Raw genomic sequence first — 25,452 nt, 5'->3', positions numbered from 1 at the left:
GACTGTTCCTGAGGACAGATGACGGCAAGGTGAGGTGTCGCTGGCGGGCCCGCTACCCGCCGAGCCCCTGCAACACCAGACGGTTCAGCCTGGCCGCAAACGCGGCAGGGTCTTCCGGCAACTCGCCGTCCAGGATCTGCGCCTGTTCGAGCAGCAGCAAGCTGAGATCGTCGACCGCGGAGGAGCCGGCCTGAGCCTTGGTGATCGCCGTGACCAGCGGATGGCGCAGATTGATCTCGAGGATCGGCTTGCTGCGCATGCCGCGGTTCTGCTGGGCCAGAATGCGCTCGAGCTCGCGGCTCGGTCCCTGGCTGTCGGCGACGAGGCAAGAGGCCGAACTGGTGAGGCGCGTCGAAGCCTTGACGTCGCTGACACGCTCGCCGAGCGCGGACTTGATCATTGCGATGGTGGCGGCCTCGTCGGCGACCGGCTCGTCCTTCTTCGCCTCGTCCGCCTCGTCGAGGCGCGGGATCAGGTCGAGGTTGAGATCGCCCTGGCTCAGCGACTTCAGCGGCTTGCCCTCGAACTCCGATGGCATCGAGGTCCAGAAGGCGTCGACGGGATCTGAAAGCAGCAGCACCTCGATGCCGCGCGCGGTCGCCGCCTCGAGCCGCGGGCTCGACTTCAGCCGCTCGATGCTGTCACCGACGAGATAATAGATCTCGGTCTGGTTCGGCTTGAAATCGGCGATGACGTCCTTGAGCGAGCGCTTCTCGCCGGAGGTCGTGGTAAAGCGCGACAGCGCCAGCAGCTTTTCGCGGCGTTCGAAATCCTCGTAGATGCCTTCCTTCAGCACCGCGCCGAAGGCCTCCCAGATCTTTGCAAAGTTCTCCGGATCCTTCTCCGCAAGGCTTTCGAGCTCGGACAGCACGCGGGTCGCCACGGCTTTCCGGATTTGCGCGAGCTGCGGATTGTTCTGGAGCATCTCGCGCGAGATGTTGAGCGGGAGATCCTCGCTGTCGACGACGCCGCGGATGAAGCGGAGATAGCCCGGCAGCAGATCGGCGTCATCGGTGATGAAGACGCGGCGGACGTAGAGCTTGACGCGCCCCTTGCGGTTCGGCTCGAACAGGTCGAACGGCTTGGTCGACGGCGCGAACAGCAGCACGGCGTAGGAATAGCGGCCCTCGGCGCGATAATGCAGCGTCATCGCGGGATCGTCGAAGGCGGATGCGATCTGCTGATAGGCCTTCTTGTAGTCCTCTGCCGTCAGCTCGGATCTCGAGCGCTGCCACAGCGCGCTCGCCGAATTGATCTGGCGCGGCTCGCCCTCCTCCGGCACCAGCTCGATGGGAAACAGGATGTTGTCGGAATAGGCCCCGACGATGCGCTCGATCTCGTAGGCCTCGATATATTTCCTGGCGTCGTCCTTCAGGTGCAGGACGATCTCGGTGCCGCGGGCCACGCGCGCCGCTTCCTCGTCGCTCGCCCGCGCGATCTCGAAGCCGGAGCCGCCGGACGACGTCCAGGTCCAGACGTCGCTCTCGCCGGCACGGCGGCTGACCACGGCGATCTTGTCGGCGACCATGAAAGCGGAATAGAAGCCGACGCCGAACTGGCCGATCAGGCCGAGGCCATCCTTGGCCTCCTTCAGCTTCGACACGAACGCCTTGGTGCCGGAGCGGGCGATGGTGCCGAGGTGGTCGATCAGCTCCTGCCGCTCCATGCCGATGCCGTTGTCGGCGATCGTCAGCGTTCCGGCCGTCTTGTTCGGAATGATGCGGATCTTGAGCGCGTCGCCCTCGCCCAGCAGCGCCGGGCTGGCGATGGCTTCATAGCGCAGCTTGTCGCAGGCATCCGAGGCGTTGGAGACGAGCTCGCGCAGGAAGATGTCGGTCTCGGAATAGACAGAGTGCACCATCAGGTGCAGGAGCTCGGAAACCTCGGCCTGGAAGGGCTGCGTATGCACAGCCGTGTCTGACGTCGTCATGCGTTTACCCGGTCAATCGAAAGGGGAACAAACCCGGGATATAACGCGAGGGGGCGGGGGATCAAGTGGACGCGAGCGATCGCCCTCCCGGCGGAGGGCGACTGCCCCAGTGGCCCACGCAAATCAGGTCACGCAGCGGCCGGGCTGGAGCAGTTTTGCAACCTCGGTCAGGGAGCTGACCATCGGCTCGCAGGCGATCGTCGGCTTTTTGCGGCTCTGCTTCTGGTCCTGACTCTGGAGCAGCATGGGCGGCTTGGCGTTCCCGGTCTCGATCACCGCGGGGACGCGCAGCAGCACCGAGGTGTCGGCCAGATCGTTCAGCCGCATCGACACCGTGCGGGTCGGAACCCCCGCCTGCCTGATGTCGGCGAGCCTGTCGGCTTTGCTGGAACGATTGACGTTGTTGACCGGCTTGTCGGCGACCGCCTGCCAGCGGTCGGCCAGATCGTGGCCGGAGGTCAGCTGGACGGCACCGACCTGGACGGCACCAAGCGTCGCGGCAATCGCGACGACACCGAAAAATACCTTTTTAATCTGTGACATGACTGTCGACCCCTCGCCCCATGGCGATCGCGGGAACAACGCGAGGACACGACCGGGAGTTCTCGTCCGTTAAGATCACTTAACCGTGTGCGGAAATCACCGCAGCCCGCACAAAAAATTTCGCAGGCCCCTGGAACGACTCCCGCGCCAGGGAGTCGTCTCAACAGCCGGCTATTCCCCCCTGCCCCATAAGCCGGCGACGTAGGGCGCGACTGTGGTGATGCCAGTCGCGCCTTACTTTTGTCTGGGGGTCACTTTTGCTTCGGGCTATTTGGCTTTCCCCGCCAGCCATTCCCGCCCCTCGCCATAGAGCTTCTCGACCTCCGCCCCGGTGAGGCCCGGCATGTCGCGCTTGACCTTGTAGCCGATCAGCTCCTGCATGTAGGCGAGATGGCGGTAGCCTTCGGGCAGCGCGGCGAGCGCTTTCTGGTCGAGCTGAAGCGTGGCGGCGGGATCGACCGGGTCGATCCGGTCCTTCTCGTAGATCGGCTGGCGGCGGACGATACCCCATTTTCCCTGCCGTTTCTCCAGGAAATCGTAGAAGCGTCCGGTGCAGACGACGTCGCAAGGCACGTCATGCACGCCCGCGCGCTGCGAGATCGTCATTTTGGTCTGGGCGATGGCCCGCTCGCCGGCGAGATCGATGCTGGTGCCCCCGAGGAAATGCAGGATGCGTACGCCCTTGGCAAAGCCCTCCTGGCTGACGCGCATGAATTCCCGGGCCGGTCCCTGAAACCAGGTGGCAGACATCCAGCCCTCTTCATGCCAGACCGTGGCAAAGCGCTCCCAGTCGCCGGCGTCGCGCCACACCGCCCAGTTCTCGACGAGGTCGCGGATGGCGAGGCGGTCGAGGAGTTGCTGGTCCATTGGTGCGGCTCCGATTGGGGAATGCACGAGGTATGGGCGGCGAACGCAACGCCCGTCAAGCGGCTCAAGCAGGCACGAAAAATCCGGCGTGCCCTGCAGCACGCCGGATCAAATCGTCATCGCCGAATGGCGGGCCGCGCCAGCTCAGGCCGCGGGGACCTTCGGCGCGCGGTTGCGCGAGTTGCGCTGGAAGAACAGCGCCTGGCTCGCCACCGCCGACACCATTGCGGGCTGGAACGGTTTCGAGATCAGGAACGCCGGCTCGGGGCGCTCGCCGGTAAGGAAGCGCTCCGGATATGCGGTGATGAACACGACCGGCACCTCGAAGGTGCGGAGCAGCTCGTTGACGGCGTCGAGGCCCGACGAGCCGTCGGCGAGCTGGATGTCCGCGAGGATCAGGCCGGGCCGCTTGTTCTTGGCCAGCGCCACCGCATCGGCGTGGGTGCGCGCGACGCCGACGACGTTGTGGCCCAGATTCTTCACCAGGCTCTCGAGGTCCATGGCGATGAAGGTCTCGTCCTCGATGATCAGCACGTCGGTGGCGATCTCGGCGGCCATCTCCCGGCCTGCGGCATCGGCAAGCCGCCGCGTCTCGGCGACGTCGGTCCCGAGAATGTAGCCGACCTCCTCTTCCGAAAATCCCTCGAGCGAGAGCAGCAGGAAAGCCTGCCGCGGCAGCGGCGTGATGTTCGACAGCCGCCGCTCGGGCGGCATCGGCAGGGTCGTCACCTCTGCATCGTCGTTGACGGAGACGGAATTCCAGATCTGGGTAAACAGCCGGAACAGCCCAACGCGCGGCCCGTGGCTCTCGTCGAGCACGGACGGATCTCCCAGCATGGCTTCCAACATGGCTGCGACATAGGCGTCACCGGAGGCCTGGCTGCCCGTCAGGGCGCGCGCGTACCGGCGCAACAACGGCAAGTGTTCAGCAACAAGCTGTGAACGGGACATCCCCACTCCATTCATCTTCGGGCCAACCTCAAGGTAAAGGCAATACGCGGGGGGCCCGGGTTCCCCTGCTGGGCTGATGACGCCTCAGCTTCAGAAAAGTTCCGCATCAGGCGGAACTTTTTCTCGCAGCTCGCATTGAGCCTATCCAGGGAACGGCTCCCGGTTGAGGAAACTTCTCGATTTTACAGTCACTTAACTCGGGGAAACGTGGAACAGGTCATGAAAGATCTCAAGTCTCAAGCCAGCAAAAGCACGACCCCCGGTAAAGGAGGGCTCACTCCGGAGATACAATCCCGGATTGGGCATCAACTGCGTGCCATGTACGACGACGTGGTGCGGCAGGGGGTTCCGGACCGGTTCGCCGAGTTGATCAAGAAGCTTGATGCGCCGGGAGGTACTCCCCAAGATCAAGCCAATGGGGGCTCCAACGACAACAACAATGGGAGGGATTAATGCCTCTCACGGACTCCCTGCGTAACGACATCCTGGCGGCCGTGCCCAGTCTGCGCGCGTTCGCCATCTCGCTCAGCGGCAACGCCGATCGCGCCGACGATCTGGTGCAGGAGACGCTGTTGCGCGCGCTTGCCAACATCGACTCGTTCCAGCCCGGCTCCAATCTGCCGGCGTGGCTGTTCACGATCCTGCGCAACCTGTTCCGCTCCGACTATCGCAAGCGGCGGCGCGAGGTGGAGGATGCCGAAGGCAACTACGCCAAGACGCTGAAGACGCAGCCCTCGCAGAATGCGCATCTCGAATTCGAGGAATTCCGCACGGCGCTCGACAAGCTTCCGCAGGATCAGCGCGAAGCCTTGATCCTGGTCGGCGCCTCGGGCTTTTCCTACGAGGACGCGGCTTCGATCTGCGGCTGCGCCGTCGGCACGATCAAGAGCCGGGTCAACCGCGCCCGCTCCAAGCTCGCCGCGCTGCTCTATGTCGACGGCGCCGAGGATTTTGGGCCTGACGAGACCGTGCGGGCCGTGATCGGCGGCAGCGGCGGCTGACGACCGGCGTCATCGGACCGAGACGGAATGAAGGCGGCCGCTTCCGCGGCCGCCTTTCCGCGTCTGAAAATCTGATCGCAGGGCTTGCCCGCGATCACTACTCCACGCGATCACTCTTCCACGAAAGTTACGGTCTCGGCCACGCTTGCCCGCGAGGTGCGGTAGCTGTTGACCTTGTGGGCGTCATCGGCATAGCCGAACGAGATGCCGCAGACCACGCGGCGGTCGTCAGGCAGATTGAAGTGGCGGCGGATCAGGCCGGAGTGGCGCGCGAGCGCCGCCTGCGGGATCGTGCCGAGCCCGAGCGCCTGCGCGGCCAGCATGAAATTGCTGACATAGGCACCGCAATCGATCGCACCGTAGATGCCGAGCGGCTCGTTGGTGTGAATGACGGCGACATGCGGTGCGCCGAAGAAATTGTAATTCTCCAGCGCCTGCCGGGCGTAGGCCATTTTGTCGCCACGCGCGATGCCGAGCGTATTGTAGAGCTGGAACCCGCTCTCGCGCCGGCGTTCGAGATAGGCGCCGACATATTCGCGCGGCGGCGTGAAGTCGTAGTCGTCGCCGAGCCCGCCCGAAGCTTCCTTGTAGATCAGCTTGCGGAAGCGCTCCTTGGCCTCACCGCTGGCGATGACGACCTGCCAGGGCTGGCTGTTGCACCAGGACGCCGTCCGCTGCGCGGTCCTGAGCACGTGCTCGATGGTGGCGCGATCGACCTCTTTGGCCAGGAAGGCCCGCACCGAGTAGCGCTCGTTGAGGAGCTCCTCGAGCACGCCGATGCGGTCGTTCTGTTTTACCTTAGCGTCCATGGATCAGCTCGCGCTCTTCTCTTCGTAGGCTGGGCAAAGGCGCATCGCGCCGTGCCCACCGACAGACTTACCCCGGCGCATCTGCATAGGGTGGGCACGCTTCGCTTTGCCCACCATACGAGATACAGCGAGAGGCCACATCACCGTCCCTTGGTCGGGATCTTGTTGTACGGCACGTCCTTGTCGACACGGATATCGCCCGGCAGGCCCAGCACGCGCTCGGCGATGATATTGCGCAGGATCTCGTCGGTGCCGCCGGCGATGCGCATCGAGGGCGACGACAGCAGCATCTGCTGGAACTGGCCCTGCACCGTCTCCTCGTCCGCGCCGGTGAGAACGCCCGCCGCGCCCTGGAGATCCATGGCGTAACTCGCGATGTCCTGGAGCATCATGCCCGACACCAGCTTGCCGATCGAGTTCTCCGGGCCCGGCCGATCGCCCTTCGACAGCGCCGAGATCGCGCGGTAGCTGGTGTATTTCAGCCCGCTCGACTTAACCGCCCAGCTCGCAAGCTTGGAACGCACCGCGGGATCATCGATCGCGAGCCCGTCCTCCATCATCAGATTCGAGCAGAACTCGAACATCTCGGGGACGCCGGTCGCAAGCCGCGAGCCGATCGACATGCGCTCGTTCATCAGCGTGGTCAGCGACACGCTCCAACCCTCGCCGACCGCGCCGAGGCGCTGGCTGTCGGGGATCACGACATCGGTGAAATAGACCTCGTTGAACTCCTGCATGCCGTTGGCCTGCTTGATCGGACGGACCTCGACGCCGGGGCTCTTCATGTCCAGGAAGAACATGGTGAGGCCCTTGTGCTTGGGCACGTTCGGATCGGTGCGCGCGATCAAAAGGCCGTAGTCGGAATAGTGCGCACCCGAGGTCCATATCTTCTGGCCGTTGACGACCCACTGGTCGCCCTTCTTCTCCGCGCGCGTACGCAAGCCGGCGACGTCGGAGCCGGCGGACGGCTCGGAGAACAGCTGACACCATATCTCCTCGCCCGCGGCGAGCTTCGGCAGATAGCGGCGCTTGGCGTCCTCGCTGCCGAACGCCATCACGGTCGGACCGCACATGCCCTCGCCGATCTGGAACGGCTGCGTCAGCTTGCCGTAGACGCCCTCCTCCTGCTGCCAGATCACGCGCTCGATCGGGGTGGCGCCTCGGCCGCCATACTCCTTCGGCCAGTGCAGGCAGGCCCAGCCGCCTTCGGCCTTCTTCTTCTGCCAGGCTTTGCCGACATCGACGATGTCGTGCTTGGCGAGCCGGATGCGGCCGAGCGATGATTTTGACAGCTCGGCCTCGAGCTCTTTCGGCGCATTGGCGGCGATCCATTTGCGTGCGGTTTCGCGGAATGCGGCTTCCTGCGGGGTGTCGTCGAAATTCATGGCGGACCTCTAACCTCTTCCCTTCGTCGGGATCTTGTTGAACGGCACGTCCTTGTCGACACGGATGTCGCCGGGCAGACCCAAGACCCGCTCGGCGATGATGTTGCGCATGATCTCGTCGGTGCCGCCTTCGACGCGCGTGCCGGGCGCGCGCAGCAGCATGGCCTGGAAACGGCCGGCGACTTCGGCATCCTCCGGACCGCTGACGACGCCGCTCGCGCCCTGCAGATCCAGCGCATAGGTCGCAACGTCCTGGATCATCGAGCCCGCGACCAGCTTGCCGATGGAGTTTTCCGGACCCGGCCGCGCCCCCTTCGACAGCGCCGAGATCGCGCGCATGCTGGTGTAGCGCAGGCCGCTCGCCTTCACCGCCCAGCTGGCGAGCTTCGAGCGCACCGCGCGATCCTCGATCGCCGGGCCGTCGTCGAGCATCAGGCTCGTGCAATACTCGAACAACTCGGGGAAGCCGGTCGAGACGCCCGCGCCGATCGACATGCGCTCGTTCATCAGCGTGGTCAGCGAGACGTTCCAGCCGTCACCGACCTCGCCGAGGCGCTGGTGGTCGGGGATGCGGACGTTGGTGAAATAGACCTCGTTGAAGTCGGACGCGCCGCTCGCCTGCTTGATCGGCCGCACCTCGACACCCGGGCTCTTCATGTCCAGGAAGAACATGGTGAGGCCCTTGTGCTTGGGCACGGTGGGATCGGTGCGGGTCAGGAGGATACCATAGTCGGAATAATGCGCGCCCGACGTCCAGATCTTCTGGCCGTTGACGACCCATTCGTCGCCATCCTTCTCCGCGCGCGTGCGCAGGCCCGCGACGTCGGAACCACCCGCCGGTTCGGAGAACAGCTGGCACCAGACCTTTTCGCCGGAGGCGAGCGGCGGCAGATAGGTGCGCTTATGCTCCTCGCGCGCGAACGCCATCACGGTCGGCCCGCACATGCCGTGGCCGATGATGAACATTCCGGAGAGTTTTCCGAACGGCCCCTCTTCCTGCTGCCATATCACGCGCTCGATCGGCGAGGCGCCGCGGCCGCCATAGTCCTTGGGCCAGTGCAGGCAGGCCCAACCGGCATCGGCCTTCTTCTTCTGCCACGCCTTGGCGACTTCGAGAATGTTGGCGTTCTTGAGCTGGGTGCGGCCGAGCGATGATTTGCGCAGCTCGTCCTCGTACTGCTTTGGCGCGTTCGCCGCGATCCAGGCGCGGGCGGCGGCGCGAAATTCGGCCTCTTGCGGAGTATCGTCGAAGTTCATGACGTCGTCCTTCGCTTACGCCGCGTTCTTCTTGCGCATGCGGTCGATCAGCTGGTCTTCCCAATAGGTGAGGCTGCCGAGGCCGAGCGCCATGGCGTTGGCGCGGCGATAATACATGTGGCAATCGAACTCCCAGGTGAATCCCATGCCGCCGTGAACCTGGATGTTGTTCTTGGCGCAGTGCTGGAATGCCTGCGTCGCGCTGATGCGCGCGGCGGCAGCCGCTTCCGGCAATTCGGCCGCGTTGGTCGAGAGCGCCCACGCCCCGTAATAGCTGTTCGAGCGCGCCAGCGTCGCCGACACGTACATGTCGGCGAGCATGTGCTTCACTGCCTGGAACGAGCCGATCTGGCGGCCGAAGGCGATGCGGTCGAGCGCGTAGTCGCGGCCCATCTCCAGCGCGCGGTCCGAGCCGCCGACCTGCTCGAACGCACACAGCACCGCGGCGCGATCGAGCACCTGCGTCAGAATGCTCCAGCCTTCGCCGGCAGCACCGAGCGGCTCGGCCATGCAGTCTTTGAAAGCGATCTCGGCCTGCCCACGAGTCGGATCGAGATTGGTGAGACTCTTGACCTCGACGCCGCCCGCCTTGAGATCGACCAAAAACAGCGAGATATCGCTGTCGCGACCGCTCGTGCCGGTGCGGGCGGCAACGACTGCGAAGTCCGCGACCGCACCGTCCGCAACCGGCCTCTTGACGCCGTTGAGCACGCCGTTCGCAGCGGTGAGCTTGACGTTCTTCGGCGACGGATTGCCCTTGCCCTCGAACAACGCCAGCGTGCCGATTGCTTCGCCCGAAGCGATTGCGGGCAACCACTTCTTCTTCTGTGCGTCGCTGCCGGCGATCAGCAGCGCTTCGGCGGCGAGATAAACGGTCGAGGAGAACGGCACCGGCGCATTCGCCCGGCCCATCTCTTCCGCGATCACACACAGCTCGAGATGACCCGCGCCCGCGCCGCCGAAATCCTCGGGAATCGCAACGCCGAGAAAGCCCATCTCGGCGAGCCCCTTCCATAGCTTCTTGTCATAGGGCGCCTTGCCGTCGAGCACGATTCGCACCGCCTTGGGCGAGCACTTCTCGGTGAGGAATTTGCGCGCCTGGTCGCGGAGCTGCTTCTGGTCGTCGGAGAAATCGAAGTTCATGGCGCGTACCCGTGTTGATGATGTCGATTACTTGAGAATGATGACGTCTTGATCCGGTTCGTCGGCATAGAGCCGCTCGACCAATCCAATGCGGCGTTCGAGGCCGGCGCGCTGATTGATGTAGCCCTTGTCGGTGAGCTCGTTGCCGTCGATCGAGGGCGGCTCGGCCATCAGCATGGCACGCGCGATGATGCGGCTGCTGGCGCCTTCGCATTGCCGGTTGTGCGCTTCCAGCCCGCGCTTGAAGCAGGCGATCACCTCCGGATGCTTCACCGCAGCCTCGAAGCCGAGATCGGCATCGCCGACGAGCTGGCGGCAGGCGTGCAAGTTCGGCCAGGCCAGCAGCCCGATGAAAGCGCGATCCTGCCCGGCGACCAGCGCGTCATGCACGACGGGCGTCGCCGCCGCGATCGCGTCGGTGCGGAGCGAGCCGACATGCACGAACGTGCCGGTGGTGAGCTTGAAGTCCTCGACGACGCGGCCGGCAAAGATGATGCCCTTCACCGGATCGGCATCGTCGACGAAGATGCCGGCGTCGCCGATGCAGTAAAATCCTTCCTCGTCGAACATCTTCCTGGTGAGATCAGGCTGGCCGAAATAGCCGGGCGTGACGTTGACGCCGCGCAGGCGCAGCTCGTATTTCGAGCCGCACGGCACCATCTTCAGTTCGACGCCGGGGAACGGCAGGCCGATCAGGCCGACGCGCTCGGTATCCCAATAGGTGCCGGTCGAGGTCGGCGCGGTCTCGGTGGAGCCCCAGCCGGTGTAGAACACGATGCGTTCGCCGGTGGTCTTCACCGCGAGGGCCTGCATGCGGTCGTAGAGATCGTCCGGCAACCGCGCGCCGCCATAGGCCATGATCGAGAGATTCTTGAAGAAGGAGCGACACAGCGCGTCGTCCTTCTCCATCGCTGAAGCGAGCGCGGCATAGCCGGCGGGCACGTTGGCGTAATAGGTCGGCGAGATCTCGCGCAAATTGCGCAGCGTCTCCTCGAACTGGCCTGGCATCGGCCTGCCGTCGTCGATATAGAGCGTACCGCCGTCGACCAGAACGGGGTGGAATGCGGCGTTGCCGCCCATGGTGTGATTCCACGGCATCCAGTCCAGCATGGTCGACAGCGGACCGCCCGGCGTGCGCGGCCGCACCTGCATCATCATGGCCGCATTGGCGCACATCATCTCCTGCGTGTTGATGACGGCTTTTGGCATGCCGGTCGAACCGGAGGTGAAGAGCAGCTTGCCGACGGTCTGCGGCGTGATCTTCGTGATCGACGCTTCGACCTCGGAGGTCACGGGGGTTGCCGCGAGTTCGGCAAAGCTGACGCTCTTGACGCCGTCGCAGGGACGCAGGACATGAACCACCGTGACGCCGGTGAGATCGAGCGCCTTCAGCGCTTTCTCGAAGGTCGGGCCGTCCTGCACCATCACGACGGCCGGCTTGATCAGGTCGAACAAATATTTCAGCTTGACGTGATCGTGACTCATCAAGGAGTAGGCTGGCGACACCGGCGCGGCCGGCGAACGCGCCTGCATGGCGGCCTGCGTCATTAGCGCATGCTCGATCGAATTGCCGGAGAGGATCGTGACCGGGCGGCCGTCGAGCCTGAGATCGAGCAGCGCCTGCGTCAGCGCATCGACGGTGCGCTTGGCTTCGCCATAGGAGACCTTTCGCCATTCGCGGTTCGGACCGCCGCGCTGCGCGAGCCAGATGCGTTCGGGCGCTTCCTTCGCCCATTTCGCCAGCGAGGCCGGAAGATGCGTCTCGTAAGACTGCAGCGGAATGCGCGACTTCAGCACCACCGTGCCATCGGCGCGGCGCTCCACGTCGATGTCGCGCGCGAGCCACTCGACCTTGCGAAAGGCGGGCCTCGTCATCACCGCCGCCGCGCTTCCACTCATTTTGCGTCTCCCGGAATTATCGTCCTTTGCGGATCGTTCTCGTTTCAGCGCTTGATATAGACAGGCTTTCGCTTCTCAAGGAAGGCCCTGATGCCTTCCGAAAATTCCTCGGAGCGGCTGCAGAGGACCTGGTTGCGGTCCTCCATCGCGATAACGGCTTCCAGCGCCCCCGCATCGACGCTCATGTTGAGACATTCTTTTGACAGCCGCAGGCCGACAGGCGAGGCCGTCATCATCGCATCGATGTAGGATTCGGCCGCATCATCGAGCTTGTCCTCGTCGACGACCTCCGACACGAGCCCAACGGCCAGCGCGCGCTCGGCACCGATGAAGCGTCCCGTGAGGATCAGTTCCGATGCCACGGAGACGCCGACGAGGCGGGGCAGGAAATAGCTGGTGCCGATGTCGCAGCCGCCGAGGCCGAGCTTGATGAAGGCGCAGTTCATCCGCGCCGATCGCGTCGCGATGCGGATGTCGGACGCAAGCGCAAGCGCAAAACCGCCGCCGGCCGCTGCGCCCTGCACCAGCGCAAGGATCGGCTGCGGACAGCGCCGCATCAACATCACGATGTCGGCAATGCGACGCTGCGAGTCCAGCGACTCCGTGACGCCGGGCGGCTCCTGCTGCCCGGCACGGCGCGCCATCGCCGCCTTGAGGTCGAGGCCTGCGCAAAAGTTCCTGCCGGCGCCCCTGAGCACCACGACGCGCGTGTCGCGGTTGCGCAGGAGGCCCTGGAAATAGACGTTGAGCGCGTCGATCAACGCAGGATCGAGCGCATTCAAACTCTCCGGGCGATTGAGCGTCACGGTGTCGATGCCGTCGTTGTGCTCGATCAGCAGCGGTTGGGACATGAGAGCGCTCCTGCATCCGCGCTTGAAGTGGCGGTTATTGCGCCCTCTCCCCTTGTGGGAGAGGGCATGTACATCGCTAGCCACATACTCGCTTGGGTGAGGGGCCTGTCTCCGCGGATGCATACCCCTCATCCGGCGCTCCGCGCCACCTTCTCCCACAAGGAGAGAAGGGAAAAACAGCGAGGTTACCTTGGCGCCATCCGAATTGCGCCATCGAGACGGATGGTTTCGCCGTTGAGCATCGGGTTCTCGACGATATGCACGGCGAGCGAGCCATATTCTTTGGCGTCGCCGAGGCGCGCGGGATGCGGCACCTGGGCCCCGAGGCTCTTGCGGGCCTCTTCGTTGAGGCCCATCAGCAGCGGCGTCAGGAACAGGCCCGGCGCAATGGTGTTGACGCGGATCTTCTGGCTGGCGAGGTCACGCGCGGCTGGAAGCGTGAGGCCGACGACGCCGCCCTTCGACGCAGAATAGGCGATCTGGCCGATCTGGCCCTCGTAAGCGGCGACCGAGGCCGTATTGATGATGACGCCGCGCTCTTCACCGATCGGCTCGATCGTGACGAGGCGCTCGGCGAACAATCGCAGGCAGTTGAAGGTGCCGATCAGGTTGACGTTGATGATGCGCGCGAACTTGGCCAGCGGATAGACGCCGTCCTTGCCGACGATGCGTTGCGAGCCGCCGATGCCGGCGCAGTTCATCAGCACGCGCGCCACGCCATGCGCAGCTTCCGCCTTGGCGATCGCGGCCTTGATGCCGTCCTCGTCGGTGACGTCGGCATGAAGCGCGACGCCCTTCACCTCGGCGGCGACCTTCTCGGCGTTGTCCTTGTTCTGGTCGATCACGCCGATCTTGGCGCCCTTGGCCGCCATGGCGCGGGCGGTCGCTTCACCGAGGCCCGAACCGCCGCCCGTGATGAGAACGGCTACGTCTTTCAACTGCATCGCTTGTACCTTTCCTTGGGCGTTTCTTCTCTGGACTTTGGAGCGTTGGCCGGATCATCCGGCCGCGACGGCTTCCTCGGCTTGCGCGAGGATGCCGCCGCAGATCAGCGTTTCCATGTGCTTGATGTATTGCCGGCAGACGTCGTCGGTGACCGGGCCGACGCCGGTCGCGCGAGACATCGCGTGCCGGCCGAAGAACAGATGATCGCAGGCTCCGATCAGGCTGGTGTAGAACAGCACCGGATCGGTGGCGCGGAACTCGCCGCGGCTGACGCCTTCGGCGAGCAGGCGGCGATGAAAGTCGAGCAGCGGCGCGACAAAGAACTTCGAGACCTCGTCGGCGGAGCCGGCGTTGGTCTCATGCAGCAGATAGTGGATCAGCCGGTTCATGTAGGGAAACCGGTGATACGCGCGGATGATGCCGGCGATATGCAGCTTCAGCTTCGCGGTCGAATTGATCGGCTGCGCCAGCAGATATTCCAGATTGGACATCTCGGTCGCGGCATCGCGCGCAAGCAGCGCCAGCAGCAGGCCGTCCTTGTTGCCGAAATGGTATTTGACGAGCGCGGCGTTGGCGCCGGACTTCTGGGCGATGTCGGAGAGCGATATCTCGATGGATGAGCGTTCGATCATCAGTTCGCTCGCGGCCACAAGCAATTTCTCTGCCGTGGAATTCTTTCCGCTGGGAAGCCTGTTCGGTACGCTGGTAGTCACGGATATCCCTGTTCTCACCGCATGGGCGGCCGCAGATAAGCCGAAGCAGCGTCTCATCACAAGAGTTAATTGATCGATTGACTAAACGATAACTCGACCCTTAAATCCGCCCCGACAGTCCACAGCGATACAGAACAATCCAGGGAGAGACCGAAATGGCCGAGGCTTATATCGTCGCCGCTGCGCGTACCGCCGGCGGGCGCAAGGGGGGCCGCCTCGCCGGCTGGCATCCGGCCGATCTCGCCGCAAAAGTGCTGGACGAGCTGGTCGATCGCACCAGGGTCGATCCCGCCCTGGTCGAGGACGTGATCATGGGCTGCGTGATGCAGGTCGGCGAGCAATCCAACAACGTCGCGCGCAACGCGATCATGGCCTCGAAATTGCCGGAGAGCGTGCCTGGCACCTCGATCGACCGCCAATGCGGCTCCTCGCAGCAGGCACTGCACTTCGCGGCGCAGGCCGTGATGTCCGGCGCGATGGACGTGGTGATCGCTGCCGGCGTGGAATCGATGACGCGCGTGCCGATGGGTCTTTCCTCGCAGCTTCCGGCCAAGAACGGCTTTGGCAATTACAAGAGCCCGGGCATCGAGCACAAATATCCGAACATCGTGTTCAGCCAGTTTACCGGCGCAGAGATGATGGCCGAGAAGTATGGCCTGTCGAAGGATGAGCTCGACGAGTACTCCTACAACAGCCACCAGCGCGCGATCGCGGCGACCCAAGCCGGCCACTTCAAGAAGGAGATCGTGCCGCTGGAGATCACCCGCGCCGACGGTTCCAAGGACACCCACCACATCGACGAAGGCATCCGCTTCGACGCCACGCTCGACGGCATCAAGGGCGTCAAGCTGATCGCAGAGAACGGCAAGCTCACCGCGGCGAGTGCCAGCCAGATCTGCGACGGCGCCTCCGGCGTGATGGTCGTGAACGAGCGCGGCTTGAAGCAGCTCGGCGTCAAGCCGCTGGCGCGCATCCACCACATGACGATGATGGGCGGCGATCCCGTGATCATGCTGGATGCACCGCTGCACGCCACCAAGCGTGCGCTGGAGAAGGCCGGCATGACGATCGACGACATTGACCTGTTCGAGGTCAACGAGGCCTTCGCCTCGGTGCCCACCGGGTGGCTGAAGACCACCGGCGCCGATCCGGCGCGCCTCAACGTCAATGGCGGCGCCATCGCGCTCGGCCATCCGCTCGGCGGCTCCGGCACCAAGCTGATGACGACGCTGGTGCACGCGCTGCACCAGCGCGGCAAGCGCTACGGCCTGCAGACCATGTGCGAAGGCGGCGGCATGGCCAACGTCACGATCGTCGAGCGGCTGTAACAAAACAAAAGCGAGTAGTGAATGGCGAGCAGCGAATGGTGAGTAGGCGAAGAGCGGTTTGCCCTTCCCTATTCGCCATTCGCTGCTCGCCATTCGCGGTTTGAGGAAACGCCATGACCCACCCCTCCATCCACGCCCGCACCACGCCCGACAAGATCGCCTACCGGATGGCCGGGACCGGCAAGGCGATCAGCTATCGCGAGCTGGACGAGCTCTCGAACCAGGGCGCAAACCTGTTCCGGTCGCTCGGCCTGAAGGCCGGCGACCACATCGCGCTGCTGATGGAGAACCGCCTCGCCTTCATGGAGATCTGCTGGGCGGCACAACGCAGCGGGCTCTATTACACCGCGATCAGCCGTTATCTGAAGCAGGACGAGATCGACTACATCATCGCCGACTGCGGCGCCAAGGTCGTGATTACCACGCCGAAATGCGCCGACCAGATCAAGGCCCTGATCAAGGGCACACCGGGCGAGCCGATCTTCTACATGATGGACGAACCGCTGCCGGGATTCCGCTCCTACGACAAGGAAGCGGCAGCGCAGCCGGTGACGCCGATCGCCGACGAGGTCGCCGGTTACGACATGCTGTATTCGTCGGGAACGACCGGCCGGCCCAAGGGCATTAAGAAGGCGTTCGAGGGCAACAAGATCGACGTGCCGAACGCGTTTCTGCGCGTCCTCTGCGCCGACATGTGCGGCATGAACGCCGAGAGCACCTATCTGTCTCCGGCGCCGCTCTATCACGCCGCTCCACTGCGCTTCAACATGATGGCGATCGTGCTCGGCGGCACCTCCATCATCATGGAGCATTTCGACGCCGAAGAGTTCTTGAAGCTGGTCGAAAAATACAAGGTCACGCAGTCTCAGCTGGTGCCGACCATGTTCGTGCGCATGCTGAAGCTGCCGGACGACGTCCGCACGAAATACGACGTCTCGACGCTCAAGGGCGCGATCCACGCCGCAGCCCCCTGCCCCGTCGACGTCAAGGCAAAGATGATCGAATGGTGGGGACCGATCCTGATCGAGTATTATGCCGGTTCGGAAGGCAACGGCGTCACCGTCTGCAACTCGCAGCAATGGCTGGAGCATCGCGGCAGCGTCGGCCGCGCCGTGGTCGGCAAGATCAAGATCCTGGACGAGAACGACGAGGAACAGCCGACCGGCGAGATCGGAACGGTCTATTTCGCCGACGCGCCCGCGTTCACCTATCACAATGATCCCGAGAAGACGAAAAAGGCCTACAACGCCAAAGGCTGGTCGACGCTGGGCGACGTCGGCTATCTCGACAAGGACGGCTTCCTGTTTCTCACCGATCGCAAGTCCTACATGATCATCTCCGGAGGGGTGAACATCTATCCGCAGGAGACCGAGGACGTGCTGATCACCCACCCCGAGATCGCCGACGTCGCCGTGTTCGGCGTGCCGAACGAGGAGATGGGCGAGGAGGTGAAGGCGGTGGTGCAGCCACACGACATGAGTCGCGCCGGCAAGGAGCTCGAAGCCGACCTGATCGCGTACTGCAAGAGCCGCCTGTCCGCGATCAAGTGCCCGCGCTCGATCGATTTCGAAGCCGAGCTGCCGCGCACGCCCACCGGCAAGCTGGTGAAGCGGCATTTGCGCGACAGATATTGGCCGAAGGCGGCGGCGAGGATTTAGCGCTCAGCCTCAATCAAACAAGCTCGGCGTGTGGTTCACCAGCGCGCCTTCGATCTCCAGCATCTTCAGCTTCGTCACCACGCCGCCATTCGCGGAGAAGCCGCCGGGCTTGTTGCCGGCGGCCAGCACGCGATGGCAGGGCACGACGATCGGGCAAGGGTTGCGGCCGAGCGCCTGGCCGACATCGCGCGATAGCTGAACGCCGCCGAGCTGCTTGGCGATGTCGCCATAGGTGATGGTCCTGCCGGGCGGGATGGCGCGGGCGATCTCGTAGACGCCGCGGTTGAAGTCGGGAACGCCATCGAGATCGAGCGGGATGTCGGTGAGGTCGTCAGGCTCGCCCCGCGAGCAAATTTGAGATCCGGTCGATCGCCTGCTGCACTTCGGCGGTCGGCTCGGCTTCGGTGGCGTCAGCATGGCGCTGGCTGATGCGGGTGCGGATCTTCTGCTCGCCGCCCATCGGCAGTTGCGTGCCATTGATGCCGCGCGGACCCCAGGCGACGGCACAGAGGCCGATCCTGGTGTCGAACAGGGCAAAATGCTGGTCGGTCATGGCTTGGTTCCTGGCTTGCTTCCTCGTCGCAGGCCCCCAGTGTGATCTCAAGCTAAATCTAGGCTTGGAAATAGTTGCGATCCACCCGGTTTCCGGGAATCTTGCACAGGAGTTCCTGTTCCTTCGCGCGAGCCCAGAATGCAAAGCCTCCACGTCAACGGTTACGACATGCCCTATCTCGACGTGGGCCAGGACAAAGGCGGGCCGCCGCTGGTCTGCGTGCACGGCTCGCTCAACGACTTCCGCGTCTGGGGCTGCGTGCTCGGACCGCTGACGCAGCGGCACCGGGTGATCGCCGTCAGCCTCAGGCACTTCTTTCCCGATCGGTGGGACGGTGTAGGAAACACCTATTCGATCGCCCAGCATGTCGACGACGTCATCGCCTTCATCGAGACGCTCGACCTCGGCCCGGTCGACCTGATGGGCCATTCCCGCGGCGGGCACATCTGCTTCCGAGTCGCGCAACGCCGGCCGGATCTACTACGCAGGCTGATCCTGGCCGAGCCCGGCGGCGAGCTCGATGCGAGCCTCGATCCGGATTATGCCGGCGGCCCCTCGCCGCTGCTGGCGCGGTTCACGGCCTCGGCGGAGAAGATCGCGGCCGGCGATGTCGATGGCGGCCTCGCCGTCTTCGTCGACACACTGGAAGGCGCCGGCACCTGGCCGCGGCTGCCGGCCCTGGTGAAGCAGAACCTTCGCGACAACGCCTTTACGCTGATCGGCCAGGTCCGCGACAATCGCCCGCCATTCTCGAGGGCGGATGCGGAGTCGATCAAAATGCCGACGCTGTTCATCCTGGGCGCGCGGACCAAGGGCCTGCTGCCGAAGGTGCTGCATGCGCTGGCCGCGCATGTGCCCTACTCCAAGACGGCGGTGATCCCGAACGCGACGCATCCAATGTTCGAGCAGGCGCCGCAAAAATATTCCGAAGTGGTTCTGGACTTTCTGGCGGGCTGAACATGCAGAGCATTCGCGTCAACGATTACGACATGGCCTATCTCGAAGTCGGAGAAGGTCCGCCGCTGGTCTGCGTGCACGGCACGCTCGGGGATTTCCGCACCTGGTATTCCGTGCTCGGCCCGCTGTCGAAATCTCATCGCGTCATCTCGGTGAGCCTGCGGCACTTCTTTCCCGAGCACTGGGACGCCGCCGGCGACGACTACAAGATGGCCCAGCACGTCGCCGACGTGATCGGCTTCATCGAGCAGGTCAGGCCAGCGCCGGTCGATCTGATGGGCCATTCGCGCGGTGGGCACATCGCGTTTCGGGTCGCCCAGGCGCGGCCTGATCTGCTGCGAAAACTGGTGCTGGCCGAGCCGGGCGGCGATCTCGATGCCAGCCTGCCGACGCCGGAAGGCACGCCCGCGCACCCGCCGCTGGCCGCGAAGACCGCACGTTCCGTCGAGATGATCCGCGCCGGCGACATCGAGGGCGCGCTGCAGAACTTTTATGAAGGCATCGAGGGCGACGGCTCGTGGCGGCGCGTGCCGGCAGCGGCCAAGCAGCAACTGCGCGACAACGCCATCACCTTTCTCGGCCAGATCAACGAGCAGCGGCGGCCCTACACGCTCGCGGACGCGCAGGCGATCAGGACGCCGACGCTGCTGATCGGCGGCGGCGCGACGACGGGAAGCCTGTCGGTGATGTGGCGCGTGCTGGCCGCGCACATCACGGGCAGCAAGACGGCGGTGATCCCCAATGTCGGCCACTGGATGTTCGAGCAGGCGCCGCTGGAGTTCGGCGAGGTGGTAACGAGGTTTCTGGCGGAGTAGGCGGGATCGGGTCTTGGCCATGGTCCGGCAAAACAACCCCATGCACAGTACACGGCGATAACAATATCAATGACTTAGGGGATCGCCAAAAGGACCTTCGACACGGCGCCGGTCCTCATTGACGCCATCGCCGGCGCGTTATAGATTCGAATACGGAATTCCGTATTCTCATTGCGTTTTCGGAGCCGCTGGCGTGATCCCTCTCGACCCGCTTCCGAACCTGATCGACCAGGTCTATGCGCGAATCCTGGAGGCGATCTCGGACCGCACGCTGCAGCCTGGCCAGCGTATCCGGCAGAACGAGTTGGCGGACAAGCTCGGGGTGTCGCGCCAGCCGGTGTCGCATGCGCTGCACCTGTTGCACCGGCAGGGACTGGTCGCCGAGAGCGGCCGGCGCGGTTTCGAAGTCACCCAGCTCGACCCCGCGCGCATCCGCCAGCTCTATGAGGTGCGCGGCGCCATCGATGCGCTGGCGGCGCGGCTCGCCGCGGAGCGCGCCGGCACCGACGCGGCGGGACGCGCGCGGCTGGAGGCGGCGCTCGCCGCCGGACGCGGGATCGATCGCAACACTGCGCTCGCCGAGCTCATTGCGCTCGACGTCGATTTTCATCGCGCGATCTATCAGCTCGCCGGCAATCCCGTGATCGAGGAGACGATCGCGCCGCAATGGCCGCATATGCGCCGCTCGATGGCGACGGTGTTGTCGGAGCTCGATTATCGCGGTAGCGCCTGGGCCGAGCATGCCGATATCGCCGGACATATTCTCGCTGGCGATTCGGCGGCGGCCGAACGTGCGGCGCTCGCCCATGCGCAGACGGCGGGACGGATGACCGAGGAGAGATTGAGGGCGACGGACGAGGTGGCGGCGTAGCGACCACCACCGCCAAAGACGTGGATGGCCGGGTCAAGCCCGGCCATGACGAGCGATAACAAAAATCAAAGCAGGAGGACGACCCATGAAACTGTCCCAGGAGCAATTGGAGTTCTTCCATCGCGAGGGCTGGCTGTTCCTGCCCGAATTGTTCAGCCAGGAGGAAGTGGACTTGCTCGCGCGCGAGGCGGTCGGCATCTACGACGCCAACCGGCCGGAGGTCTGGCGCGAGAAGAGCGGCGCGCCGCGCACCGCGTTTGCCGCGCACCTCTATAACGAGGCTTTCCGCATCCTCGGTGCGCATCCGCGCATGATCGACCCGGTCGAGCAGCTGTTCGGCGAGCCGGTCTACATGCACCAGTTCAAGATCAACGCGAAATCGGCCTTCACCGGCGATGTCTGGCAGTGGCACCAGGATTACGGCACCTGGAAGCGCGACGACGGCATGCCGGAGCCGCGCGCGATGAACATCGCGATCTTCCTCGACGAGGTGATGCCGATCAACGGTCCCCTGATGCTGGTGCCGCAAAGTCAGCACGCCGGCGACCTCAAGGCCTCGCATGACCTCTCGACCACCTCCTATCCGCTGTGGACGCTGGACGAGGAGACCGTGACGCGTCTCGTCAAGCAAGGCGGCATCGTCGCGCCGACCGGTAAGCCCGGCGGCATGCTGATGTTCCACGGCAATCTCGTGCATGGCTCCAGCGGCAACATCACGCCCTACCCGCGCAAGATCGTATACCTGACGCTGAATGCGGTCTCGAACTACATCCGCACACCGACGCGGCCGGAGTACATCGCACACCGCGATTTTGCGCCGATCAAGACGGTGGACGACGACGCGCTGGTGCGGCTCGCGCGTGCGCCGCGACAAGCGGCGGAGTAAAGTCGCCGCCATGAGCGCCATCCACCTCTCCCATTGGGAGAGGTGAACCAAGCGCAAGCCGTATCAGCTGAAAATATCGGATAAATCCCCCATGAACCTCTTCCGGCTCCTCCAGGCCCGCGCCGCCACCGGCAAGCCTGTCCGCGTCGCGCTGATCGGGGCCGGCAAGTTTGGCTCGATGTTCCTGGCGCAGGTGCCGCACACGCCTGGGCTGGAGGTGCCCATCATCGTCGACATCGACCGCGAGCGCGCACGCGAGGCCTGCCGCACAGTGGGATGGGACGCGGCACGCATTGCCGCGACCGTCTTCACCGATGACGGCGCACGCGCCATTGCCGGCGGGGCGATGGATGTGGTGGTGGAGGCGACCGGCAATCCCGCCGTCGGCGTCAGGCATGCGCGCGCCGCGATCGCAGCCGGCAAGCATATCGTGATGGTCAATGTCGAGGCCGACGTGCTGGCGGGCCCGCTGCTCGCCGAGGAAGCGCGCAAGGCCGGCGTGGTCTATTCGCTCGCCTATGGCGACCAGCCGGCGCTGACGGCGGAAATGGTCGACTGGGCCCGCGCCACCGGCTTTCGTGTGGTCGCCGCCGGCAAGGGCACGAAATACCTGCCGGCCTATCACGACGTGACGCCGCATGGCGTCTGGCAGCATTACGGCTTGACCGCGGGCGAAGCGCAGTCGGCAGGCATGAATCCGCAGATGTTCAACTCCTTCCTCGACGGCACCAAATCAGCGATCGAGATGGCCGCAATTGCCAACGCCTGCGGGCTCGACGTGCCTTCGGAGGGCCTGCTGTTTCCGCCCTGCGGCGTCGACGATCTGCCGCACATCATGCGGCCGCGCAGCAAGGGCGGCGTGCTGGAGCGACCCGGCGTCGTGGAAGTGGTCTCCTCGCTCGAGCGCGACGGCCGGCCGGTGTTTCGCGACCTGCGCTGGGGCGTTTACGTCGTGCTGGAGGCGCCGAACGACTATGCCGCCGACTGCTTAAGGCAATACGGCCTCAAGACCGACGCGAGCGGACGGTACGCTGCGATGTACAAGCCCTACCATCTGATCGGGCTCGAGCTGAATATTTCGGTTCTGTCGGCCGCTCTGCGGGGAGAGCCGACCGGGCAGCCCCATGGCTTCCGCGGCGACGTCGCTTCCGTGGCAAAACGCAACCTACGCGCCGGCGAGATGCTGGACGGAGAAGGCGGCTACACGGTGTGGGGCAAGCTGGTGCCGGCGGCTACGAGCCTCAAGGCCGGCGTCCTGCCGATCGGACTGGCGCATCGCCTCAAGCTGAAGCACGACGTCGCCCATGGCGAGATCGTGCGATGGAGCGACGTCGAGTTCGACGCAGGCGATGAGACGATCAGGACGCGCAAGGCGATGGAAGCGGCGTTCGCGGCGCAGCATTGACGGATTGCCCCAGAGCACGACCAAAGTGCGCTTGATTTAAGGAGACCCTTTCGTCATCCTGACCGCGATCCGGGATTCAATTTCGGACATCACAAAACGTCGATCTACGGCGAACACCGAAGCGGCGACAAGATCGCGATCCCTCGTCGAGGACTCGACATCACAGGAGGGGAGACGCATGGAACGTCGTAAATTCCTGACGGCAGGCGGATTGGGCCTGGCCGCGAGTGCCGTCGCTACGCCGGCGATCGCGCAGTCGATGCCCGAGATCAAATGGCGATACACCGCGAGCTGGCCGAAGGCCCTGGATACGCTCTACGGAGGATGCGAGTACTTCGCCAGGCGCGTCGCCGAGATCACCGACAATCGTTTCCAGATCCAGCCATTCGCCGCTGGCGAGATCGTGCCAGGGCTGCAGGTGCTCGATGCCGTCGCGAACGGCACGGTCGAGATGGGCAACACTGCGCTGTACTATTATTGGGGCAAGAACCCCGCTTTCACGTTCGGTACGGCGCTGCCGTTCGGATTGAACACGCGTCAGCACATCTCGTGGCTCCAGTGGGGCGGCGGCCAGGACCTGATCAACGATCTCCTGAAGGAGTACAACACCATCGGCATTCCGACGGGCTCGACCGGAGCCCAGATGGGCGGCTGGTTCCGGAAGGAGATCAAGTCGATCGACGATCTCAAGGGACTGAAGTTCCGGGTTGGCGGCTTTGCCGGCACGATCATCGCCAAGGTCGGCGGCGTCCCGCAGCAGATTGCCGCGGGCGATATTTATCCCGCACTGGAGAAAGGCACGCTCGATGCCGCAGAATGGGTCGGGCCTTACGACGACGAGAAGCTCGGCTTTGTGAAGGTTGCGAAGTACTATTACTATCCCGGTTGGTGGGAAGGCACCGGCCAGGGTCACAACATCATCAATCTCGAGAAGTGGAACGCGCTGCCGAAGCACTACCAGGCCGCGGTCGATGCCGCTTCGCGCGATACCTTCACCTGGGTGACCGGCAAATACGACTTCGTCAATCCGCCGGCGCTGAAGCGTCTGCTGGTGGCCGGCGCGATTCTGAAGCCGTTCCCGCAGGAAGTGCTCGAAAGCTGCTACGGCGCGGCCAGCGAGATCTATGCCGATCTCGCCAAGTCGAATCCGCATTTCGGCAAGATGTATGCGAGCCTGACGGCTTTCCGCAGCGAATCGCTGGCCTGGATGCAGGTCGCCGAGCTGAGCTTCGATAGTTTCATGATGCGGATGCGGACACGAACGTGAGCCGCTGAGCGACACGTGACCTCGGAAACGACGAAAGCCCCGGAGATGTCTCCGGGGCTTTTTTGCGGCGATGTTTGCGACTACGGGAGCGAAACGAGTCGTGCTCTCGTGCCCCGGACGCAGCGCAGCAACGCTTGCGCGTTGCAGCGCGTCCGGGACACGAGAGTTACGTCTCAGTTCTGATCGTCGCCGAGCACCGCGACCAGCTTGTCGTAATATTTGCCGACGAGATCGATGTTGGCCTTGTTCTCGACCTGGGGCGCGGGCGTCTTCAGCGCCTCGTTGAGCTCGTCGAGGGCTTCCTTCTTGTCCTTGGCCGGCATCTTCTTGTCGGCCTGGACCTGCGCGATCTGCGACTTGATCACGGCTTCGCCGCCGACATATTTCTTGGTCGCGGGATCGAACCCGCCGAGCACCAGGCTGATGTTGTCGAGGACGTTATTGTAGTCGTCGTAGCCGGCAAATCCGTTCTTCCTGGCGACGCCGTCGAGCTGGCCGATCACCTTCTGGTCGGGCGCGGTGTTCTCCGGAAGCTTCTCGGTGATCGCGTCCATGTCCTTCTGCGCGGCGAGCACTCCGTCGAGCTGCTTGTCAGTCAGCGCGATCTGCTTCAGCGCAGGCGCCTGCGCGGGCGCGGCCTGCGGGGCCGGCGCGGTCTGCTGCTTGGCCTGCGCGAAAGCGGTGCCGGAGGAGGCGAGCGATGCTGCGGACAGAAGGCACGCGACGCCGAGCACGGTGAGGGCGGGACGAAGCAATGCTGGCATGGAAGTCTCCTCGTGAAGGGGGATGGTCGATTTCGGCGCTGGAAAGCTAGGGATTTTGAAATGAACTACGCATGAACTCGGCGAGGCCCAGCTAACCGGAGATCATGGCTGAATGATCACAAGTCGGTGGGAGCAAGGTGGCAGCTCTGCTCAGTCAATCGGACAAGTTTTTTGATATCCTGTCGCCGACACGAAACCTCGGTGAGACCATGTTCCGCTTCAAGTGCGCCTGCTGCCAAGAGTGGCACGAGGGGATGCCCGGCTTTTCGGCCGACGCGCCGATCTATTTCTATTCCATCCCCGCCGGCGAGCGTGACAGCCGCTGCGCACTGGACGCGGACACCTGCATCGTCGATGACGCGCATTAGTTCGCGCACGGCTGCCTGGGGATTCCGGTCCATGGCGAGACCGAAGCTGCTCGTCCTGGGAGTCTGGGTGTCGCTGAGCAAGCCCTCGATTGAACTCGAGTCGACCGATCGTCCGCTCGCCGTCGAGCAGCGAAACCGGATGTCGGTCGATCGGGTTGCGGAGATCTACGCCTATTATGTGCACGGACAGGGCCGCGCCTGAGCGCCATAGCCCTGCGCGCGTGTCATGCGCACAAACGAAAACGCCGCCTCGGTTTCCCGAAGCGGCGTTTTCGTATTCGAACAT

At 64.3% G+C, this 25,452-nt stretch carries 26 protein-coding genes and 1 pseudogene; 13 read left to right on the top strand and 14 right to left on the bottom strand.

Annotated features, from left to right (window positions below; all coding sequences use genetic code 11):
- Positions 1-52: 52 nt before the first annotated feature.
- The 4 genes from htpG to OC450_RS10695 all read right to left on the bottom strand — a co-directional run bounded on the left by htpG (position 53) and on the right by OC450_RS10695 (position 4,291).
- Positions 53-1,930: a molecular chaperone HtpG gene (htpG, locus tag OC450_RS10710; protein ID WP_262047842.1), complete on the bottom strand. Its 1,878-nt coding sequence runs from the start codon at positions 1,928-1,930 to the stop codon at positions 53-55.
- A 123-nt stretch (positions 1,931-2,053) separates the two neighbouring features.
- Positions 2,054-2,473: a hypothetical protein gene (locus OC450_RS10705; RefSeq protein ID WP_211381279.1), complete on the bottom strand. Its 420-nt coding sequence runs from the start codon at positions 2,471-2,473 to the stop codon at positions 2,054-2,056.
- A 267-nt stretch (positions 2,474-2,740) separates the two neighbouring features.
- Positions 2,741-3,340, bottom strand: a complete 600-nt coding sequence (locus tag OC450_RS10700) for a nuclear transport factor 2 family protein (RefSeq protein WP_262047841.1) — start codon at positions 3,338-3,340, stop codon at positions 2,741-2,743.
- A 144-nt stretch (positions 3,341-3,484) separates the two neighbouring features.
- Positions 3,485-4,291 carry a response regulator gene (locus tag OC450_RS10695; RefSeq protein WP_211381277.1) on the bottom strand — a complete coding sequence of 269 codons (807 nt, stop codon included), beginning with the start codon at positions 4,289-4,291 and terminating at the stop codon, positions 3,485-3,487.
- A gap of 219 nt (positions 4,292-4,510) precedes the next feature.
- Here OC450_RS10695 and OC450_RS10690 point away from each other — a divergent pair, with 219 nt between their 5' ends.
- Together OC450_RS10690 and OC450_RS10685 are read left to right on the top strand one after the other, a co-directional pair.
- Positions 4,511-4,744 (top strand): NepR family anti-sigma factor, encoded by a 234-nt coding sequence (locus tag OC450_RS10690; protein ID WP_211381276.1) that lies wholly within the window; start codon positions 4,511-4,513, stop codon positions 4,742-4,744.
- Positions 4,744-5,292 carry a sigma-70 family RNA polymerase sigma factor gene (locus tag OC450_RS10685; RefSeq protein WP_018316216.1) on the top strand — a complete coding sequence of 183 codons (549 nt, stop codon included), beginning with the start codon at positions 4,744-4,746 and terminating at the stop codon, positions 5,290-5,292. Before OC450_RS10690 ends, OC450_RS10685 begins: the two co-directional genes overlap by 1 nt.
- Before the next feature lie 110 nt (positions 5,293-5,402).
- Here OC450_RS10685 and OC450_RS10680 read toward each other — a convergent pair whose 3' ends face one another.
- From OC450_RS10680 to OC450_RS10645, 8 genes are all read right to left on the bottom strand, one after another.
- On the bottom strand, positions 5,403-6,101 hold the full coding sequence (locus OC450_RS10680; RefSeq protein WP_211381275.1) for a nitroreductase: 699 nt from the start codon (positions 6,099-6,101) through the stop codon (positions 5,403-5,405).
- A 140-nt stretch (positions 6,102-6,241) separates the two neighbouring features.
- Entirely contained in the window at positions 6,242-7,486 is a 1,245-nt protein-coding gene (locus OC450_RS10675) for an acyl-CoA dehydrogenase (protein ID WP_262047840.1), read from the bottom strand.
- Between the two features lie 9 nt (positions 7,487-7,495).
- Positions 7,496-8,743, bottom strand: coding sequence for an acyl-CoA dehydrogenase (locus OC450_RS10670; protein WP_262047839.1), 1,248 nt, complete (start codon positions 8,741-8,743; stop codon positions 7,496-7,498).
- Positions 8,744-8,758: 15 nt separating this feature from the next.
- Positions 8,759-9,886, bottom strand: a complete 1,128-nt coding sequence (locus tag OC450_RS10665) for an acyl-CoA dehydrogenase family protein (RefSeq protein ID WP_262047838.1) — start codon at positions 9,884-9,886, stop codon at positions 8,759-8,761.
- A 27-nt stretch (positions 9,887-9,913) separates the two neighbouring features.
- The gene (locus tag OC450_RS10660) at positions 9,914-11,785 is read right to left on the bottom strand and encodes an AMP-binding protein (RefSeq protein ID WP_262047837.1); all 1,872 of its coding nucleotides are present in this window, start codon (positions 11,783-11,785) and stop codon (positions 9,914-9,916) included.
- Between the two features lie 44 nt (positions 11,786-11,829).
- Complete coding sequence (locus OC450_RS10655; protein ID WP_211381270.1) at positions 11,830-12,636, bottom strand: enoyl-CoA hydratase/isomerase family protein; 807 nt, start codon at positions 12,634-12,636, stop codon at positions 11,830-11,832.
- A gap of 185 nt (positions 12,637-12,821) precedes the next feature.
- Entirely contained in the window at positions 12,822-13,580 is a 759-nt protein-coding gene (locus OC450_RS10650) for an SDR family NAD(P)-dependent oxidoreductase (RefSeq protein WP_211381269.1), read from the bottom strand.
- 54 nt (positions 13,581-13,634) lie between these two features.
- Entirely contained in the window at positions 13,635-14,213 is a 579-nt protein-coding gene (locus OC450_RS10645) for a TetR family transcriptional regulator (protein ID WP_249128791.1), read from the bottom strand.
- Between OC450_RS10645 and OC450_RS10640 the strand changes: the two genes are divergently transcribed.
- The 3 genes from OC450_RS10640 to OC450_RS10630 all read left to right on the top strand — a co-directional run bounded on the left by OC450_RS10640 (position 14,194) and on the right by OC450_RS10630 (position 17,280).
- Positions 14,194-14,367, top strand: coding sequence for a hypothetical protein (locus OC450_RS10640; RefSeq protein ID WP_249128790.1), 174 nt, complete (start codon positions 14,194-14,196; stop codon positions 14,365-14,367). The two genes, OC450_RS10645 and OC450_RS10640, sit on opposite strands and share 20 nt — an antisense overlap.
- A gap of 82 nt (positions 14,368-14,449) precedes the next feature.
- Positions 14,450-15,622, top strand: coding sequence for an acetyl-CoA C-acetyltransferase (locus tag OC450_RS10635; RefSeq protein WP_256807290.1), 1,173 nt, complete (start codon positions 14,450-14,452; stop codon positions 15,620-15,622).
- A gap of 113 nt (positions 15,623-15,735) precedes the next feature.
- Positions 15,736-17,280 carry an acyl-CoA synthetase gene (locus tag OC450_RS10630; RefSeq protein WP_211381266.1) on the top strand — a complete coding sequence of 515 codons (1,545 nt, stop codon included), beginning with the start codon at positions 15,736-15,738 and terminating at the stop codon, positions 17,278-17,280.
- 9 nt (positions 17,281-17,289) lie between these two features.
- Here the strand turns inward: OC450_RS10630 and OC450_RS10625 are convergent.
- Positions 17,290-17,833: pseudogene (locus tag OC450_RS10625) on the bottom strand (methylated-DNA--[protein]-cysteine S-methyltransferase).
- 138 nt (positions 17,834-17,971) lie between these two features.
- Here OC450_RS10625 and OC450_RS10620 point away from each other — a divergent pair.
- The 6 genes from OC450_RS10620 to OC450_RS10595 all read left to right on the top strand — a co-directional run bounded on the left by OC450_RS10620 (position 17,972) and on the right by OC450_RS10595 (position 24,034).
- Positions 17,972-18,790, top strand: a complete 819-nt coding sequence (locus OC450_RS10620; RefSeq protein WP_262047836.1) for an alpha/beta fold hydrolase — start codon at positions 17,972-17,974, stop codon at positions 18,788-18,790.
- A gap of 2 nt (positions 18,791-18,792) precedes the next feature.
- Positions 18,793-19,605, top strand: a complete 813-nt coding sequence (locus tag OC450_RS10615) for an alpha/beta fold hydrolase (RefSeq protein WP_262047835.1) — start codon at positions 18,793-18,795, stop codon at positions 19,603-19,605.
- 193 nt (positions 19,606-19,798) lie between these two features.
- Complete coding sequence (locus tag OC450_RS10610; protein WP_211381262.1) at positions 19,799-20,476, top strand: GntR family transcriptional regulator; 678 nt, start codon at positions 19,799-19,801, stop codon at positions 20,474-20,476.
- Positions 20,477-20,561: 85 nt separating this feature from the next.
- Positions 20,562-21,362: a phytanoyl-CoA dioxygenase family protein gene (locus tag OC450_RS10605; RefSeq protein ID WP_211381261.1), complete on the top strand. Its 801-nt coding sequence runs from the start codon at positions 20,562-20,564 to the stop codon at positions 21,360-21,362.
- Positions 21,363-21,453: 91 nt separating this feature from the next.
- Positions 21,454-22,767 (top strand): NAD(P)H-dependent oxidoreductase, encoded by a 1,314-nt coding sequence (locus OC450_RS10600; RefSeq protein WP_262047834.1) that lies wholly within the window; start codon positions 21,454-21,456, stop codon positions 22,765-22,767.
- A 178-nt stretch (positions 22,768-22,945) separates the two neighbouring features.
- A complete protein-coding gene (locus tag OC450_RS10595) occupies positions 22,946-24,034 on the top strand; it encodes a TRAP transporter substrate-binding protein (RefSeq protein ID WP_256807294.1) in 1,089 nt (362 codons plus the stop codon).
- 173 nt (positions 24,035-24,207) lie between these two features.
- Here the strand turns inward: OC450_RS10595 and OC450_RS10590 are convergent, their stop codons facing one another.
- The gene (locus OC450_RS10590) at positions 24,208-24,798 is read right to left on the bottom strand and encodes a hypothetical protein (RefSeq protein ID WP_262047833.1); all 591 of its coding nucleotides are present in this window, start codon (positions 24,796-24,798) and stop codon (positions 24,208-24,210) included.
- A 137-nt stretch (positions 24,799-24,935) separates the two neighbouring features.
- On the opposite strand from OC450_RS10590, the gene OC450_RS10585 reads away from it, so the two are divergent.
- Positions 24,936-25,166, top strand: coding sequence for a DUF2199 domain-containing protein (locus OC450_RS10585; RefSeq protein WP_262047832.1), 231 nt, complete (start codon positions 24,936-24,938; stop codon positions 25,164-25,166).
- Between the two features lie 31 nt (positions 25,167-25,197).
- Positions 25,198-25,368, top strand: a complete 171-nt coding sequence (locus tag OC450_RS10580) for a hypothetical protein (protein ID WP_211381256.1) — start codon at positions 25,198-25,200, stop codon at positions 25,366-25,368.
- The last annotated feature ends 84 nt before the right edge of the window (positions 25,369-25,452 follow it).

The organism is Bradyrhizobium sp. Bra78, from assembly GCF_024519855.1.
In the GTDB taxonomy this organism is placed as follows: domain Bacteria; phylum Pseudomonadota; class Alphaproteobacteria; order Rhizobiales; family Xanthobacteraceae; genus Bradyrhizobium; species Bradyrhizobium japonicum_G.
The sequence above is the reverse complement of the archived record's forward strand: the minus strand, read 5'-3'. Positions and strand labels throughout refer to the sequence as shown.